At 45.4% G+C, this 15710-nt stretch carries 19 protein-coding genes; 5 read left to right on the top strand and 14 right to left on the bottom strand.

The features are described from left to right. Nucleotides 1-176: 176 nt before the first annotated feature. The 6 genes from NO559_RS11780 to NO559_RS11755 all read right to left on the bottom strand — a co-directional run bounded on the left by NO559_RS11780 (nt 177) and on the right by NO559_RS11755 (nt 3603). Complete coding sequence (locus NO559_RS11780; protein ID WP_258332039.1) at nt 177-932, bottom strand: DUF4197 domain-containing protein; 756 nt, start codon at nt 930-932, stop codon at nt 177-179. Nucleotides 933-957: 25 nt separating this feature from the next. Then, nucleotides 958-1581 (bottom strand): hemolysin III family protein, encoded by a 624-nt coding sequence (locus tag NO559_RS11775; RefSeq protein WP_258332038.1) that lies wholly within the window; start codon nt 1579-1581, stop codon nt 958-960. A 78-nt stretch (nt 1582-1659) separates the two neighbouring features. Next, nucleotides 1660-2274: a PolC-type DNA polymerase III gene (locus NO559_RS11770; protein ID WP_258332037.1), complete on the bottom strand. Its 615-nt coding sequence runs from the start codon at nt 2272-2274 to the stop codon at nt 1660-1662. A 40-nt stretch (nt 2275-2314) separates the two neighbouring features. Then, entirely contained in the window at nt 2315-2818 is a 504-nt protein-coding gene (locus tag NO559_RS11765; RefSeq protein ID WP_258332035.1) for a M48 family metallopeptidase, read from the bottom strand. Between the two features lie 70 nt (nt 2819-2888). Continuing rightward, on the bottom strand, nt 2889-3227 hold the full coding sequence (locus NO559_RS11760; RefSeq protein WP_258332034.1) for a YggL family protein: 339 nt from the start codon (nt 3225-3227) through the stop codon (nt 2889-2891). Nucleotides 3228-3390: 163 nt separating this feature from the next. Next, the gene (locus NO559_RS11755; RefSeq protein ID WP_309149070.1) at nt 3391-3603 is read right to left on the bottom strand and encodes a hypothetical protein; all 213 of its coding nucleotides are present in this window, start codon (nt 3601-3603) and stop codon (nt 3391-3393) included. 869 nt (nt 3604-4472) lie between these two features. Between NO559_RS11755 and NO559_RS11750 the strand changes: the two genes are divergently transcribed. Then, nucleotides 4473-4871 carry a DUF3127 domain-containing protein gene (locus NO559_RS11750; protein ID WP_258332033.1) on the top strand — a complete coding sequence of 133 codons (399 nt, stop codon included), beginning with the start codon at nt 4473-4475 and terminating at the stop codon, nt 4869-4871. A gap of 91 nt (nt 4872-4962) precedes the next feature. Here the strand turns inward: NO559_RS11750 and csrA are convergent, their stop codons facing one another. Continuing rightward, nucleotides 4963-5160 carry a carbon storage regulator CsrA gene (gene csrA, locus NO559_RS11745; protein WP_258332032.1) on the bottom strand — a complete coding sequence of 66 codons (198 nt, stop codon included), beginning with the start codon at nt 5158-5160 and terminating at the stop codon, nt 4963-4965. A gap of 509 nt (nt 5161-5669) precedes the next feature. On the opposite strand from csrA, the gene NO559_RS11740 reads away from it, so the two are divergent. After that, complete coding sequence (locus NO559_RS11740; RefSeq protein ID WP_258332031.1) at nt 5670-5972, top strand: helix-turn-helix transcriptional regulator; 303 nt, start codon at nt 5670-5672, stop codon at nt 5970-5972. Between the two features lie 10 nt (nt 5973-5982). Here NO559_RS11740 and NO559_RS11735 read toward each other — a convergent pair whose 3' ends face one another. Next, nucleotides 5983-6378 carry a DUF4124 domain-containing protein gene (locus NO559_RS11735; RefSeq protein WP_258332029.1) on the bottom strand — a complete coding sequence of 132 codons (396 nt, stop codon included), beginning with the start codon at nt 6376-6378 and terminating at the stop codon, nt 5983-5985. A gap of 289 nt (nt 6379-6667) precedes the next feature. On the opposite strand from NO559_RS11735, the gene NO559_RS11730 reads away from it, so the two are divergent. Beyond that, a complete protein-coding gene (locus tag NO559_RS11730; protein ID WP_258332027.1) occupies nt 6668-7621 on the top strand; it encodes a DUF1853 family protein in 954 nt (317 codons plus the stop codon). 25 nt (nt 7622-7646) lie between these two features. Here NO559_RS11730 and NO559_RS11725 read toward each other — a convergent pair whose 3' ends face one another. The 4 genes from NO559_RS11725 to trxC all read right to left on the bottom strand — a co-directional run bounded on the left by NO559_RS11725 (nt 7647) and on the right by trxC (nt 10913). Continuing rightward, on the bottom strand, nt 7647-8318 hold the full coding sequence (locus NO559_RS11725; RefSeq protein ID WP_258332026.1) for a lipopolysaccharide assembly protein LapB: 672 nt from the start codon (nt 8316-8318) through the stop codon (nt 7647-7649). 67 nt (nt 8319-8385) lie between these two features. Then, entirely contained in the window at nt 8386-9141 is a 756-nt protein-coding gene (locus tag NO559_RS11720) for a hypothetical protein (protein WP_258332025.1), read from the bottom strand. 51 nt (nt 9142-9192) lie between these two features. Beyond that, nucleotides 9193-10353 (bottom strand): hypothetical protein, encoded by a 1161-nt coding sequence (locus NO559_RS11715; protein WP_258332024.1) that lies wholly within the window; start codon nt 10351-10353, stop codon nt 9193-9195. Between the two features lie 122 nt (nt 10354-10475). Further along, complete coding sequence (gene trxC, locus NO559_RS11710) at nt 10476-10913, bottom strand: thioredoxin TrxC (protein ID WP_258332023.1); 438 nt, start codon at nt 10911-10913, stop codon at nt 10476-10478. Nucleotides 10914-11084: 171 nt separating this feature from the next. Here trxC and NO559_RS11705 point away from each other — a divergent pair, with 171 nt between their 5' ends. After that, entirely contained in the window at nt 11085-12527 is a 1443-nt protein-coding gene (locus tag NO559_RS11705) for a nitrogen regulation protein NR(II) (RefSeq protein WP_258332022.1), read from the top strand. Nucleotides 12528-13226: 699 nt separating this feature from the next. Here the strand turns inward: NO559_RS11705 and NO559_RS11700 are convergent. Next, the gene (locus NO559_RS11700) at nt 13227-14657 is read right to left on the bottom strand and encodes a DEAD/DEAH box helicase (protein ID WP_258332021.1); all 1431 of its coding nucleotides are present in this window, start codon (nt 14655-14657) and stop codon (nt 13227-13229) included. Nucleotides 14658-14914: 257 nt separating this feature from the next. On the opposite strand from NO559_RS11700, the gene NO559_RS11695 reads away from it, so the two are divergent. Further along, a complete protein-coding gene (locus NO559_RS11695) occupies nt 14915-15226 on the top strand; it encodes a hypothetical protein (protein WP_258332020.1) in 312 nt (103 codons plus the stop codon). A gap of 49 nt (nt 15227-15275) precedes the next feature. On the opposite strand, the gene NO559_RS11690 is transcribed toward NO559_RS11695, so the two are convergent. After that, entirely contained in the window at nt 15276-15647 is a 372-nt protein-coding gene (locus NO559_RS11690) for a cupin domain-containing protein (protein ID WP_258332019.1), read from the bottom strand. Between the last annotated feature and the right edge of the window lie 63 nt (nt 15648-15710).

The raw sequence follows: 15710 nt of genomic DNA, 5'->3' as shown, positions 1-15710 counted from the left end.
GGTTATGGGCAGTTAACAACTGCCTGCTGTACGCCTTATTTGCTTTGACGGTATCGCTAACAATGAGTTCCAAAAACTATGCGATATAGACTCAATAAGAGATTCGATAGTAGCCGAGATGCTCCGTACTGTCTACGCAACATTAGCACATGATATCGCTGTACAACTATAAGTATTTATTGATTGGCAAAAACTTTTTTTAGCAGTGCCGTGCTTTGCTTAAGCGGGTCCTTTCTGATGGCCGCCTCTTCTTTTGCCAAATAATAAAACAAGCCATCCATACCTTTATTAACCACATGTTCGGTTAGATTTGCTTTTAAGTCTGGCACAAAGGGTATATTTTTATAATCGCTAATCAGCTGGTCATAAACTTTTACCGCCCCCACTTCGGCCAAGCTATTGCTGACTATGGGTTGCATCTCGGCGGCCAGTGAGACTTGCATTTTATCTTTAAAATACTGGGTTGCTGAATCTTCGGGGCCTTGGTAAATCGCCTGCACGTCCTCAAAGCTCATATCCTTAATGGCCTGCACAAACAAGGCTTGGGCTTTAGGGGTAGCCTGCTCGGCGGCACGATTTAATTTTAGCTCTAGCTCTGCTACCGTCGCCGACATACCCACCTTATCAAGTAAGGGCCTGGCTTTTTCTATAGTGGCTGGCAGCGGTATATGGACTTGGGGGTCACTATTAAAACCATCAGCCCTAGCCAGTTGCGCCACCACTTTCTCAGAACCTAACTGCAGCGCTTGCTTAAAGGCAGTACTGAGCTCAGCAGCTGTTAACTCAGTAACAGCAGGCTGATCTACCTCTATACCTTTAAGCGTATTTAACCCCTTTTGCCACCAGCTCTCTTCGGCATGGGCCAAGTTGGCAAACAGCATTAATAGGCATAGCCCTATCGCCAGAGTGTTATAGTTTGTAATGCGCCTCATACCTGAGCCCTCATTTTATTTCGCTCTATCTAACATAGCCCATAATAGAGATAAAGTGGCACAGCGAGCCGGTTAAAACAAACAAATGCCAAATACCATGAGCATGTCGCAGCTGACTTAAGTTGCCCAATAAATAAAACACAATACCTACGGTATAGGCTACGCCCCCAGCGGTAAGCCAACGTACACCAGCTGCTGCCATACTATCCTGTAGCGCTTGATATTGCAGGGTACAAACCCAGCCCATCACCAAATAAATAATAATCTGCAACCAGACGATACGCTTGGGCACCAAGGCATCTAACAACAGCCCCACTAACGCCAAGCCCCATACCACCGCCAACATAACTAAGCCGTCGTCTTGCAACGACACCAACATATAGGGAGTATAGGTGCCAGCTATTAGCAAATAGATAGCGATATGATCGAGCTTTTGAAATATTTTTTTAAGCTTGGGCGGGTGAAAACTGTGATACAGGGTAGACATGGTGTAGAGCAAAACTAAGGTCACCCCAAACACCGTAAAACTGAGTATATGACGCCAGCTTTGCAGCTGTATGCTAATCGTTAGTAAAGCGCCAAAGCCAATTAAGGCCAGCACAGCGCCGATTAAATGTGTGATACTGTTAAGTTTCTCACCGTGATACATAGCCACCTCTAATACGCAGCCGCAACGACGGCTACTAGCCCATTGTGCTATCTCTATAGCTTTAGCGGCTAGACCTTACTACCATTGCGCTAAAAACTCAGGCACTGATTTTTTCGGCACTTTTGCCAATTTTTTCACTAGCGCGAAAGGCACCGGGCTTAGGCCGCTGCGTTCGCTAATGGTTTGCAATAAAGCCAGCCATAACTTGGCGGTCATTTCTGAGTCGTATAAAGCTCTGTGAAAATCACCGTCGGCAGCAATATTGGCATACTTCAACAAAGTCGCCAATTGATGATTAGGCGCTGCCGGATACAAACGCCGCGACAATAATAAGGAACAGCTAAACTCACCCGCATAACGGCGTTTAATATGCCCCAGCTCAGCATCTAAAAAACGTTTGTCAAAAGAGGCATTGTGGGCAAGCAAATTGCTGTCGCCAATAAAGTCAGCAAAGTCGGCCATCACCTCAGCACAGGGCGGCGCCTGTTGTAGCATTGCATTACTAATACCCGTGTAATTGCTAATAAAGCCACTGACCTTAAAGCCTGGGTTCATTAAGGATTGAAAACGATCAACCACCTCGCCACCGGCTATACGCACCGCACCTATCTCTATGGCCCTATCACCTTGCAAGGGGGATAGGCCGGTGGTTTCAAAATCTAAGACGACTATATCATTGGCATTACACTGCATCTTTCACCGGGCTCTTTGCATTGATTAGTGGCATAGGCTGTTAATAAAGGGGGCCATTTAACTCTAGCTGCACTAAGTAAAGGCGAGTATCAAACTCTAACTGTTGATAGTCAGGCAGCATATAATTACACAGACGGTAAAAGGCCTTGTTGTGATCTGACTCTTTTAAGTGGGCCAACTCGTGCACCGCTATCATCTTTAAAAATGGCTCAGGTACATTTTTAAACACAGCGCTGATGCGTATTTCATTTTTACTTTTCAGCCTACCACCCTGCACCCGCGATACACTGCTGTGCATACCCAAAGCATTGTGTAAAACATGCAGGTTGCCGTCATATACCACCTTGCTTAATGGCGAAGACTTTTTTAAATATTGGGTTTTGATAGCCTGCACATAACTACGCAGCTGCTGATTATTAGCGACTGTGTGCACCTTAGGGTAACGGCTTAATAACATATCGGCCAATCGGCCTTGCGCCAACAGAGCTTCTACCTGTTGAATGATTTGCGGAGGGTAATGACCTAGGTATTTGCGTATGGACATAAGTAAGAACTAGCAACTAGGTTTAAAGCCCTTACTATTGGCGAGTAAGGGCTATGTTTAACAATTGTGCTTAGTCTTCGTAGCAGGCGTCAACTAGCTCGCCTATGCTGACATCGCTCATAATGCTATACGAGTTTAAGGCCGCTTCAATGGCCTTTCTGTCTTCATCAGTAGCCGAGTCATAACGACCACCCGCAGAAACAAAGCCGGTTAATTTATCTTGGCCACCATCTAGGCTCACAAATAAATCACGGCTTTCAACCACATCGGCGAAGCTATCAAAAAACTGTTCGTAATCAGCCTCTGACTCAGTGTTAATGGTGCAGCTAAACTCAAAGCCCAAAACGGCGAATTCATCTAAATACAGTTTTTTGCGAAGCCTACGGCTTCTAACAATTTCTTTGCTCATGGTGTTGGCCTAATACAATTAAAGCGCCTAGGGATATAGGCTGGGTAAGTAACGAGTAGCCCGCGTTATAAGCTAGCAAACAGGCAGGCTAATACGCGGGCATCATAGCAGTTTTAGCTTAGTGGGTATATTGACAAAAACCGCGACTAGCAGGCCATGCCTACTACTGCATTACCCCAAAACGAAAAGGCTGTTTATTGCCGCGATTATCATTGCCATGGCCATTATTACCATTACCGCCCTGCTTACCGCCACCGGCCTTTTTCAGCTTGACCTTTTTGGCAGTTAAGCCTGTTTTACTGGGGTGGCATTCAAACTCTACCTGTACACCCACTTTTAAAAACTGGCAATTCAGCAAATCGGCTTTGCGAACCATAATATCTGGGCCATCGCCATTTTCGAGAAAACCATACTCTTTATCGCGAAACCACTTCTTAACTACAGTAATCAGTTTTACACCTCATTATTTATCATTGTGAAATCAGCGCACTATCACGCCATTATTATTAGCTGTGCACCTAATAACGGCACAGGCTCTTAGCAGTTCAGCCATTATTAGCACCGAAATACCAAGCAAACCGCTATTAACGCTGGAACGAGATCCTTCTAACGCCATATAGCGAACGATAAGCTAGGCGGCACGCAGGCTAATAGACCTAAGCATTAGCGAGCAACCTTAAGGGCAATCCATTTTTTACAGAATTAGCAAACGGTATAACGTTTGAAAGCCTTCTATTTTCAAGCCCCACAGAGGGCTTTAGTTAGCTCAGAGCATCTGGCGACACCCAATATATACATTAAACTTGTACTTTCATTAGCGCCATCACTATAGGCTGCAAATCAACCTAAGCCACAATATGGCTAAACCATGAACAATAAAGTGGCCAATCATACGCTGAAATACGCAGCTAACCAATACTTTAGCCGTATTATTGGCTAATAAACAGCCGCCACTATAGCTTAAGCCCTAGTGTATTGACAAAAATTCAGCGCAGCTACTAAGCCTTAGTAGCTCATAACAGACGTATCGGAACACCCCGCTGCTCATTTAATAAACAGAAATATCCCACCACACTAAAACCTGCTGAACGCATTATAAAGATTAGCCTACACTAATCTCCCCCACAAATAGGGTGTTTAATAACTAAACCACGCCTATAATCAGGCCGACTTTATTGGCAACAATGCTTAATAAGCTTTTATAAAGGTGCTAATATCCTGCCACTTATTTTGCAGGAACCCACCATGTCTACAAGTTTTGAAATACAGGGCCTAATCCACTCTATAGGCGCCACCACTGAATACGGCAGCAACGGTTTTACCAAGCGGGAGTTTGTAATTAAACTCACTGGCGAAGGTGAAAACAGCGCCTACCCCAACCACGTTGCGTTGGAGTTAATAAAAGATAAATGCGCACTAATGGATAGCTACCAAATAGGCGATGAAATAAAAGTACAGTTTAATTTATCGGGCCGATTATGGTCAGGCAATGGCGGCCCTGAAAAATGTTTCACTAGCTTACAGGCTTGGCGCATAGAAAGTGTGAACGCCGCCATGGATCAACAGGCACCACCACTAGATAGTTATGAGCAGGCCGGGTTTGTACCACAGGCTAATAACTTTGATGATGACATTCCGTTTTAAACCAGCTGGCTTGCACAGCAATCGCTAGATACAAGAAGAGGAGCCTATGCTCCTCTTTTTAGTTCAGCTGTTGCCAAAATGAAAAACAAACTTAATCAATTGACTCGTGCTCGCTGGTTTTGTTACCAACACCATGTATACGCTCGTATATCTCTTCTCTGTGTACTTCCACGCTTTTGGGGGCAGTAATACCAATACGAACCTGATTGCTTTTACTGGCCAATACTGTGACTTTAACATCATCTCCTATGATTAAAGTTTCGCCTACACGCCTAGTTAACACCAACATATTATGTACCCATTATTATAAAACAGCCGCACCGCAACATATGGGGGCCAGCCCCACCCGCCAGTGCTCTTTAGCTCACTACTGAAAGCCCGCCCATAGCCATTTAAATCGCTAAAAGGGGCAGTCCTAAACAGCCAAGCCTGTGAAAATAATAGATGCAAATGGCATGAGCAATAACTTTCTGATTTCAAAAAGAAATTTGCGCCCAAAAAACACAAAAAGCACTAAAAAATAAGGATATTGCGCACATAGAGCACAAGCCATATAACCCTAAAAGACAGCAAACATTCTGCTTATAACAAATTATAAGTTTTAGCTTTTCTTTTAATAACTAACTGACCAGGTTAAACACGCGCTTACAAGTAAAAGCTTTAAAACCTCGGCTTAGCTCACCTCCGCTTAGCGCTGGCTCCCTGAGTAATATTGAATAGCTCATTATATTTAGCTATAGCTATAAATAGCGGGGGCTAGCAGCCCTAAGCATTTATGATCAATCGCAGGCAAAAAACGTGACCAACAGTGCTCGTGGCAAATTAATACGCAGTTATATGAAGGGTATTAGTGACTCGGAATTAGCACGCATCACCAAACTCACCCGCCGTACCATTAGTAAAGCCAAAGCCGGAGAAGATATCTCTTTTGAGAAGATGATGACTATAGTAGAAACGCTGGGCATAGAGCCCAGCTTTTTGCACGGTGAACTAGACGCCCGCAATTTAAAAGTGCTAAACCTATGGCAACAACTCAGCAGTAAAGAAAAGGATATTTATATAGCGCTGTTAGAAATTAACGCCGCCAACAAAAAATCGTAACCTTGAGCCGTTAAAAATCAAGGCTGCTTAACTCTTGCTCTAACTGTTTAACCTTGGCTCGGGCGGCACTAATTTTTTCTTCATAACGTTGGTTTATAGCTGCTTGCTCATCGCTATCAGTGCTGGCATTAAGCTCATTATCCCTATACTCACGCATGGCCATAATCGTGCGGTACTGTTCGGGGATTAGCTTGCGCCTAATATCATCCGCTCTTTTACTGGCGGCCAGTCTTTTTAACTGAGCCTCGCTTTTCAGCCCTGGCTCATTCACATATTGTTTTTTAGCATCAACTGCACAAGGCGTTTGGCTAAATATTGGGCGACCTTTTGCATCTTTACACTGGTAAAACTCTGCAGCCCATACCTGGCTAGTCACAAATAAAAATAATACTAAAAATTTATGCACGCTACGTCTCCATGCGATCATCATATAAGGTTAGTTAGCTTGAAACATTGGTCATACCTGCGGGCATAGAGCCTTATCATTATTATTAGCCATGGCTGTTATTGCTATACTGCCGCGCGTGGCAAAGTGTACTAAATTCAACAAATAGTAATCAATTGTTTAAGGCATATATTTAGCAAGCTATTGCCGGATAACTACTATCAGAAAACAATTATTAAAAACTAAGCGCCACCCTACTAACTCGCAATAAGCGTTACGCATACAGCAAAAGGCTAGGTAAACTGCACACATGCATAATATTTTTCAATTACAGCACCAGCCCGTTAGAGACTTAGCCTGGCTATGCACCAGCCCGCCCTTGCTTGCACAATTACCAAGCTCGCAGGCCGAGCTTAATATATTTGCTCATCAAACACAGACACTGCGCGCTTGGCTAAGCGCACTCGATCAGCAACCAGAAACACTATTGCAACACCTAAGCCAGCTGCGTAGCCCTAGGCTAGGTATTTACTATGAGGCCTTATGCGCCTACTTTTGGCAGCACTACCCCGGCCTACAACTGCATCAGCAAAATTTACAGGTCAGCCATAACGGCAAAACCTATGGCGAGTACGACCTAATCACCGAATCTAGCTGTGGCCTTTATCATATAGAAGCCGCAGTAAAATTTTATTTAGGCCTGCCCAGCCCACAGCAAGGCAGAAGTAGTAGTGAATGGGAACAGTGGATAGGGCCTAACTGCAACGACAGGCTAGACAAAAAGCTAAAGCGCCTGCGCGACCACCAGCTACAACTCGCCAGTACCGCGCAAGGTAGTGCTGCGCTACAGCAACAAGGGTTAAACCCAGCGCATATCAGCCCCGCCTTACAATTACAGGGCTACCTCTTTTACCCCGCACATACCGAGCTGCCAGCGCCAGCCCATAGCCATGCCGACCATTTACGCGGTAAATGGTATTACCTTAGCGATTTTTTACAGCATCTAAAGCCAGCCAACAGCTATTGGCTGCCATTACCCAAACAGCTATGGCTAGCCCCGGCCCTAGTCTCAGCACAGCACGCACAGCAACCCTTAAATGAGCAAGCTATCGCTGAGTATTTAAGTCGTCACTTTACCGCCCCCAGCCACAAACCCGGTAAGCATACGCGACCCATATTAGTAGCCAAAATGGAACAGCAACAGCAGTGGCAGGAACATAGCCGCTGTTTTATTGTGCCCGACGCGTGGCCTTGGCTGAATTAGGCAGTAACGGAGCCAGCACTGCCCACTAATTAAGCATTTGTTTTTCGGCGTAGTCCATATACTGCTTAAGCATTAAGCGCGTATTAACATCGGGGCTGCGAGCAATTATAGGCCTGATTACAGCCACTAGACTTGGCCAGTCCTCTGCCTCATGTAAGGCGTCTAAGTAAGCATTAATAATCGCCGGGTAGCGCGCATTGATCGTGTAAGCTTGGCCAAAATAACGCGCATAAACAGCAGGTTTTACCATCAGCTGGCTGGCACTCATGCCCAAGCCATACCAAAGTGCGGCGTTTTTCCTATCCTCATCCAGCAAATGTTTGTAAATATAATAAGCCTGCTCAAGTAGCGCGCGCCTATCTTGGCCTTGCAGCTGGGCTTGCTTTCTTAGCCACTCAGCCTTTACAAATAATGGCCATGGATCGGTAGTGTCTTTGATAAGTAATGACTCAGCCAACTGCTGCGCATCCTCTAGCCTATCTTCTTGTATATAGGCCAACAGCAAGGCGTAATTAAACGCGCTGTCGCTACTATCTGCATCAACAAAAGCACGCTTAAACGCCATAAGTTGATCCACCGTTTTACCTGACAAGGCATGCAACCTACCCAAGTTAATCGCCACCTCATATTTAGCCAAGGGCTTTATCGCCACGTCAAACTCTTCAAAACCGCTATCATTAACATAGTTATACCGCACGATTTTACCTTTAAGATAGGCTTTTAAGTCCTTGTCGGCCTGCTCAACACTAACCCCAAAGCCCTGCTCAAAGGCGGCAATAGGATTGCTGCTTTTCGCTTTTCGCTTGTAACAATAAATAATCAGGGATTTTTTCTTGATACTGCGGCTTCATCGATAACATATGCACAAACAACCAAGCACTGGCATAAAGACCGGCATTGTCATGTTTATTTAAGCTACCACGCTGGGCGGTTAACAGTGCCTGCACATCCATAAGCCCATTAACGACTAGATCGTATTCTCGTTCAGCGGGGATGCCCCCTAGATTAATTTTATTGCCATCAAACTCCATGGTAGACAATAGCTCAGCATAACCCTCGATATACCAATAGGGATAATTTACAGGGGTGTTTGTATGGGCCAGAAAGTGGGTGTACTCATGAAACAAAAAACGCCTCACCCAATAACTTTTATGCTTACGGGTATTGGCATAGGCACTCATATTCACAAAGGCAATATCGCCATACATATTAGGTTGAAAGCTGCCCGCTGTCTTATTGGCCAACTCATCACCCACCAGAGCCCGGTAGGTAGTTTGGCTGCCGGCGGCATAAATTATTAGCTTTTTATCTTCCATCAAGCTTGCCGTGGTTAAATTAGGCACTGTTATGCGAAAACGCTCCAAGTCTTTCGCGAGCTCAGCCACCAACTCAACATTGCTATCGGTATAGATGATAAAATTTTCAGTAGCAACTACATGCCAATCTCTATTGGCTACATGATTATGGACACTGCAAGCCTGTAACAATAACAGAGCTAACAAACAATATAATTTACTCATCACAACATTCCATGTCCTGGCGCATACACCCTGGGATTATTAGTGCGAAAACTACAAACTGCCTTGATCGCGCCATTGCTTGCGCAGCTTGGCCATAAACACAGACTCTTGCGGCACCTTGGTTGCGTTTAACAGCTGCGTTACAAAATTATCCACTTCTTCCTGCTGACTATACCCTTTGATAGCTGTATGGCGTACTTTTATAAACTTATCACCTAACATCATGATATAGGTTTTAGAGGCGTTATTGTTTTGCAGTAAATCTATATATTCATTTTCAAAATAGACCAGCTCTAGCTCACCACCAGCTAAGGGCAAGCGTCTAAATTGATAATTATTAAATGCGGTATCGCTAAATTCTAATTCTTTATGAGTTAGCTCTATATCTTTTTTAACGTGATCAGCCTCTTTCGCCAACAAATCCTTGCGCTCTTGCTCCCAATAAGGAGAGCGTACGGGGTACACAAACACATCTATATAATCCATATTATTAGACTGGTGTATATATCGAAGCTGTGCGCCCTGAAAAGGGTGATGATAATAACCTATAGAATCACGCTGATAATTGCTAGCCACTTCCGGCGTTTGTAACTCAGCCTCATAATCACTGGACTGCAAGGCCTGCGCCAAATACGCCGCGCTAAAATAATCGCCTTTTTGTATATCGTTAAGCAAATGTGAAGCAATACTCTTGGCAATATCACGCTCCATATCTTGCTGCGTATTGAGTATTGAAACCCTGAGTTCTAATGGCAGCTCATACTCAAACTGCTGTAGCGCATAGCCATACCAATTGAGCGCCACATTCACCTTGATATGCTGCGTCATAATCATGGGGGCTATCATTAAGGTCAGCCCCGCAGTAACCGCACTACCTAATTCTTCGGCATCTTCATCGTGGTAGCGCGCAGTAGACAACAGCAGCTGATAGCCCACGTCTTTATTGGCGTATAAAACATTTTCAAAAACATCCGCAGCCTTTAATTCGCTATAGAACTTCTCAAGATTAAGCTGATTTAAATAACAGTGATCCAGCAAGGAACCCCTGTCAAAGCTCTCACAGGCTTGCCGAAAATCATCATCGGGGCGTTTGAAAAATACCGTTACTGGTGGCAGTTTGGCCAAACCCTGCTGGTACTCTGCCATAGGCACCTGATTATTAACCGAGCAGGCTGTTAGCAACAACAATGAAAGTAATAAGGGCAACTTCATTGGCTATCTCCATGATTTATTATTATTTCTAACGTCAACATTGTACTAAAGCCCAGCCATCACAAGCGTTGGCCTATAAGCAATTAATACAGTTTACGATGATTTTTGCATCCGTCCAGTTATTACAGCACACCCTGCTGTGCCAGCCACTGTTTTAACTGCGGCAAAGGCATAGCGCCCGATACCCGCGCCAGCTCCTTACCCCCTTTAAATAAAATCAAGGTAGGTATAGAGCGTATCTGCCATCTTGCCGCTATAGCTTGCTGTTGCTCGGTATTGAGTTTAGCTAAGCGCAGTTTAGGCTCTAAGTCTGCAGCGGCTTGCTCAAACACCGGGGCAAAGCCCTTACAAGGCCCGCACCAGGGCGCCCAGCAATCCACTAGCACGGGTATATCGTTATGGTTGAGCATAGCGGCTACATTGGCCGCCGTCAGGGTTGCCGCCTTAGCTACAAACAGGGGCCGCTTACACTTGCCACACTTGGGCTTATCGGCCAAGCGCTGCTCTGGCAGGCGGTTTTTAGTGCTGCAGCCGGGGCAAGTTAAATTGATAACAGACATAAACATACACTCTCAAGCAATGACTAAATAGCCGGTTTAAAGAAACTACTCCCTAATTAAGGCTATACCATTATACAATAGCAACATCGCCAGCCCCCTCCCCAAAAAAGACAGATAACTGGCAATGACCTATTATTACACCAATACCTATAGACTGACCGCAGTAAAAATATGGCTAAAAATCAATCAATAAAGAAAACCTTATTACGCAGTGCATACAGCAGTTTAGTATTGCTTTTAGTAGTTTTAAGCCTGAGCAGCGCCTACGCCAGCCCTATCAGCTATTTTAAAGAAGATGGCCGCACCAACTGGCAATACATCGCCAACTTCTCCAGCGGCGTACTCATCATACTCTTATCTTGTACGGCTATAAGTTTGTTTTTTAGCAGCCGCAAAACTAAAAAAGCCAACCGCGCACTGCGAGAAATACGCGAAGCTTTAGAGCAAAGAGTGCAAGAGCGCACCGCTACCTTGGCTGAATCCAACCAGCGCCTGCTAGATGAAGTTGAAAAGCACAAAAAAACCAGCGAGCGGCTATTAGCCTCGGAAACTTATATTAAAAATATCTTAGCCTCTATGCCCTCCATGCTAGTAGGCCTAAACAGCCACATGCAAATTACCCAGTGGAATGTCTGCGCCGAAGAAATTACCGGCATTAGCGCCGATAAAGTACTGGGCAAAGACCTCTGGGATGCCTACCCAGCCGTTACCCTCTCAAGGCAGCAAATAGAAGAAGTTATCAACGAACAAAAGCCCGCCACCATCAAACATAACCAGCGCGGGCAATATTATTTTGATATTACTATCTACCCACTTAAAGATCACAGCGAAGCTGGGGTAGTGATATTAATAGACAATGTAACCCAGCGCTCCATCGCCGAAAACAAACTCATACAAAGAGATAAAATGTCATCCATGGGTGAACTTGCCGCATCCATGGCCCATGACATAGACACCCCACTGCAGGCTATTTTTAAAGATTTACAAAGCATACAAAAAGCCATCAACCCCAGCGACCCCGCTTTAGCTGCTGACCTTAACGATGCCATAGACAAGGCCAACCAAGCCTCGCAAATTATTCGCAACCTATTAGAGTTTGCCCACAGCAACGATAGAAAGAAAAGACCAGAAAACCTTACCGAGTTAATAGATCACACCCTGGAGCTGGCCGGCAATGCCTTTTCGGACCCATCCGGCCTGCACTTTAAAGATATAGTTATAGAAAGAGAGTACCAAGCAGACCTGCCCGCCATACCTTGCTATAAAACAGAGTTACAGCAGGTATTCCTCAGCCTATTTCGCCACGCCTGCCACGCCCTAGCCAGCAGCGACAGAAACGATACCCCCACTATCAAAATCAAACTACTCACTTGCTATGACTCACTGTGGCTTAAAATACAGCACAACGGCCTGGGCCTAACCGGTAAAGAGCAACACGAGATTTTTGAGCCCTTCTTCCACGATAGAATCAACCCCAAAAGTACCGAAGCCGAAAACCGACTGTCGTTCTCACAATTCATAATTGTTGAACATCATCAGGGCCATATTTTTGTCACCTCCGATGTGGATGTAGGAACAACCTTTCATATAGAATTTCAGCTGCCGCAGAAATAGTTAAAAGCTGCAAGCTGCAAGCTGCAAGCTGCAAGCTGCAAGCTGCAAGCTGCAAGCTGCAAGCTGCAAGCTGCAAGCTGCAAGCTGCGGCATTTTCTTTTTGTGGCATTAGCATGCAAGTGTTTTTTTAAAATTTTTGCAAAGTTTTCTTTTAGAAAACTTTGCAGCAACCAGTCTGAGTCACCATGCAGCTCGTCACACCGGCCTTTAGTCGGCATTCATAAACAGTAACGCCTAGCTCATAGATGCCGGGGCGCTGCCCGGCATGACAGGAGCAACAATTCATCTCCTATCCTACAAATATTATTTTCGAATCAACCCCACGCCCCGTCATGCCGGCCTTGAGCCGGCATCTATAAACAGTAACGGCGTGCTAACACCAAATACGATAAATAGTCATTGGGCTTATCGATAAGCGTATTATTGCAAATAGTAGTTGATGGATGCCGGGGCGCTGCCCGGCATGACAGGAGCAACAATTCATCTCCTATCCTACAAATATTATTTACGAATCAACCCCACGCCCCGTCATGCCGGCCTTGAGCCGGCATCTATAAACAGTAACGGCGTGCTAACACCAAATACGATAAACAGTCATTGAGCTTATCGATAAGCGTATTATTGCAAATAGTAGTTGATGGATGCCGGGGCGCTGCCCGGCATGACAGGAGGAGCAATTCATCTCCTATTCAACAAATATTATTTGCGCTTAGCCCAGCCGCTAGTTTTCATGCCCGTTAATGGCCTGCGTTTAGATTTAGGTTCGCCGGCCACAGGCCGCTCATTACTTTGTATAGGTTTTTGCTGATGTGACACATTGCTTTTTTCATTGAGCTTAGGGCTAGCTTTATTGCTAGGCTCAGCCCTGCGTTTTTGCGTAGTTTTTTTCTTCACCGGTTTTTCATTACTGCTCTTTTTTGTGCGACTGTTATCTCTAGTGGTATTTTTAAGCGAAAAGTTCAAGTTAGAGGCGGGCAAGTCTTTAACGGGTTCAAAACCCACAATAACTTTGCGAGTGATAATTTTCCCCAAGCTACGCTCTATAGCACACAGCCTTTTAAAATCATCTTTTGAGACCAGTGATATCGCCTCACCACTGGCACCCGCACGGCCAGTACGGCCTATGCGATGTATATAGTCATCAGCATCGTCGGGTAAATCATAATTAATCACACACTGCAGCTCAGTGATATCTATACCGCGAGCCGCTATACCGGTGGCCACTAAAAAATTAATTGCCCCCGCTTTAAAATCCGCTAATAACTGTGTGCGCATAGCCTGGCTGCGGCCACTGTGTATAGACTCGGCTTTAATACCTCGCTTTTCTAACTGGCTAACTAACTTAGCCGCGCCATGCTTGGTGCGTATAAAAATCAGGCCTTGGCTGCAAGCCTGCTCAGTAATTAAATGGCTAAGCAAGGCTGATTTTTTATCCTTATCTACGCTCACTAACCACTGGTTAATATGGCTAGTGCCAGCCTTATCAGGGGCAACAGTAAGCTCTACAGGGTTGTGAATGGCAGTTTTGGCTAATAGCCTAACCTCATCCGATAAGGTGGCCGATAACAATAAATTTTGACGGCGCTCAGGTAGGCGGCTAATGATTCGATTAATATCGCCTATAAAGCCCATGTCTAACATGCGATCGGCCTCATCCAGCACCAACATTTGCAATTCATCAAAATGCAGCGCCCGCTGCTGGGCCATATCCAGTAAGCGACCCGGTGTGGCCACTACAATATCTACCCCTTCAATGAGTTGCTGCTTTTGCTGCTGGCCATCAACACCGCCAAACATGGTTATGGTTTTTAGACTGAGGTGCTTGCCATACTGCTCAATATTAGTGGCCACCTGTATAGCTAGCTCACGGGTGGGCACCAATACCAAGGCTCGTAAACGCTTGGCTCGGCGTTTACGCTCACTGCTGGCGGGGTCTGGTTGTAACCGCTGCAAAAGTGGCAACACAAAGCTGGCGGTTTTACCGGTACCGGTAGGCGCCGTTGCCAACACATCCCTGCCCGCCAACACTGCTGGTATCGCCTGCGCCTGTATTGCCGTCGGGCTGCTGTAAGCCTGCTCACTAAGGGCTTGTAAAATCGGGGGGCATAAGCCCAGTTGTTTAAATGTCATGGCTAAGCTCTATAAACGGATAATCGCAATCAAAGGCGGGAGTGTGGGTAGCCCCAGCTATACGCGGCGGCAATAGCGCTAAGGATAACATTTATAGCCCATCAAGGATTCACATAAATCATTAACCGCAGCGCTATAGCGACTAGGCCTTAACGATGCTGTGGCTACTACTTATCACTCTGCGTTAATCCCTCATTGCCATAGCTGCGCTATTTTCGCTTTAATCCCAATATCAGTTGCTGCAGGGGTAAGCCCTCATGACTAAATGCTATAGAAAAGAACTGCTGTATCTTTATGAAAAAGATTGTATAGAACAGGCCCTGCGCCTAACCAGTGCTTACTGCCTAGTGGCCAGCTTGTTAATACTGCTATGGGCTTGTCACCCCGTCGCCTACCAACCTCTAGCAGAGTTAAGCACGGCTGATTTATACCGCAGCATAATGCAGGGCTTTAGTTACCATGAGCAGCCACTGGGGTTTAGGGTGTTAGTCGTCGGCCTGGGAGCCTATGTTTTAAAAGCACTGCTGGCTAGCTTTGCTAATAAATCGCTAAATCCAGCAAGGCCTTAGCAAACTGCTAAGGCCCTACTAGCCAGCACGAGCTTGGCAATGTTTTTACTTATTGCGGCTTAACTATCATGTAGTATTTCGTTAAGTCGCTGTGTATATCCCACTGCAGTTTAAAGCCACGGCGCATTAAAAACACATCCCCGCTGCTCACCTGCTCCTCTTGGCCGCTATTCAAATCTTTTATCGTCGCGTGACCAGCAACTATCATGCACATTTCATCAATTTGATGATCATGCTCTAAGGTACAGGGTTCTGAGCGCCAAATACCCGCGTATAAAAATGTAGCGCTGCTTTGCTCATCATCCAAATAACTGTGATCGGCTTGCTGGGCAGTGGTACGGCTGTCGGTAATTTCACCCTGGGGGTAAGGCCCAAAATTCCATTGTACGTTTTTATCCATACGGACTATTTTTTGTGTCATGGTGTTTCCTGATTACTACGTTGATTAGCGGCGGGGATTATAGGGCAAAGCCATTACCCCCAG

The sequence above is a fragment of the Dasania sp. GY-MA-18 genome (genome assembly GCF_024734385.1).
Classification (GTDB): Bacteria; Pseudomonadota; Gammaproteobacteria; order Pseudomonadales; family Dasaniaceae; genus Dasania; species Dasania phycosphaerae.
Note: the sequence above shows the minus strand (reverse complement) of the source record. Positions and strands in the feature narration are given on the sequence as shown.

Bases quoted from the DNA above. Each gene is read 5' to 3' on its own strand.
- NO559_RS11780 (WP_258332039.1), bottom strand. From the start codon at position 932: ATGAGGCGCATTACAAACTATAACACTCTGGCGATAGGGCTATGCCTA.
- NO559_RS11775 (WP_258332038.1), bottom strand. From the start codon at position 1,581: ATGTATCACGGTGAGAAACTTAACAGTATCACACATTTAATCGGCGCT.
- NO559_RS11770 (WP_258332037.1), bottom strand. From the start codon at position 2,274: ATGCAGTGTAATGCCAATGATATAGTCGTCTTAGATTTTGAAACCACC.
- NO559_RS11765 (WP_258332035.1), bottom strand. From the start codon at position 2,818: ATGTCCATACGCAAATACCTAGGTCATTACCCTCCGCAAATCATTCAA.
- NO559_RS11760 (WP_258332034.1), bottom strand. From the start codon at position 3,227: ATGAGCAAAGAAATTGTTAGAAGCCGTAGGCTTCGCAAAAAACTGTAT.
- NO559_RS11755 (WP_309149070.1), bottom strand. From the start codon at position 3,603: ATGGTTCGCAAAGCCGATTTGCTGAATTGCCAGTTTTTAAAAGTGGGT.
- NO559_RS11750 (WP_258332033.1), top strand. From the start codon at position 4,473: ATGTCTACAAGTTTTGAAATACAGGGCCTAATCCACTCTATAGGCGCC.
- csrA (WP_258332032.1), bottom strand. From the start codon at position 5,160: ATGTTGGTGTTAACTAGGCGTGTAGGCGAAACTTTAATCATAGGAGAT.
- NO559_RS11730 (WP_258332027.1), top strand. From the start codon at position 6,668: ATGCATAATATTTTTCAATTACAGCACCAGCCCGTTAGAGACTTAGCC.
- NO559_RS11720 (WP_258332025.1), bottom strand. From the start codon at position 9,141: ATGAGTAAATTATATTGTTTGTTAGCTCTGTTATTGTTACAGGCTTGC.
- NO559_RS11715 (WP_258332024.1), bottom strand. From the start codon at position 10,353: ATGAAGTTGCCCTTATTACTTTCATTGTTGTTGCTAACAGCCTGCTCG.
- trxC (WP_258332023.1), bottom strand. From the start codon at position 10,913: ATGTCTGTTATCAATTTAACTTGCCCCGGCTGCAGCACTAAAAACCGC.
- NO559_RS11705 (WP_258332022.1), top strand. From the start codon at position 11,085: ATGGCTAAAAATCAATCAATAAAGAAAACCTTATTACGCAGTGCATAC.
- NO559_RS11700 (WP_258332021.1), bottom strand. From the start codon at position 14,657: ATGACATTTAAACAACTGGGCTTATGCCCCCCGATTTTACAAGCCCTT.
- NO559_RS11695 (WP_258332020.1), top strand. From the start codon at position 14,915: ATGACTAAATGCTATAGAAAAGAACTGCTGTATCTTTATGAAAAAGAT.
- NO559_RS11690 (WP_258332019.1), bottom strand. From the start codon at position 15,647: ATGACACAAAAAATAGTCCGTATGGATAAAAACGTACAATGGAATTTT.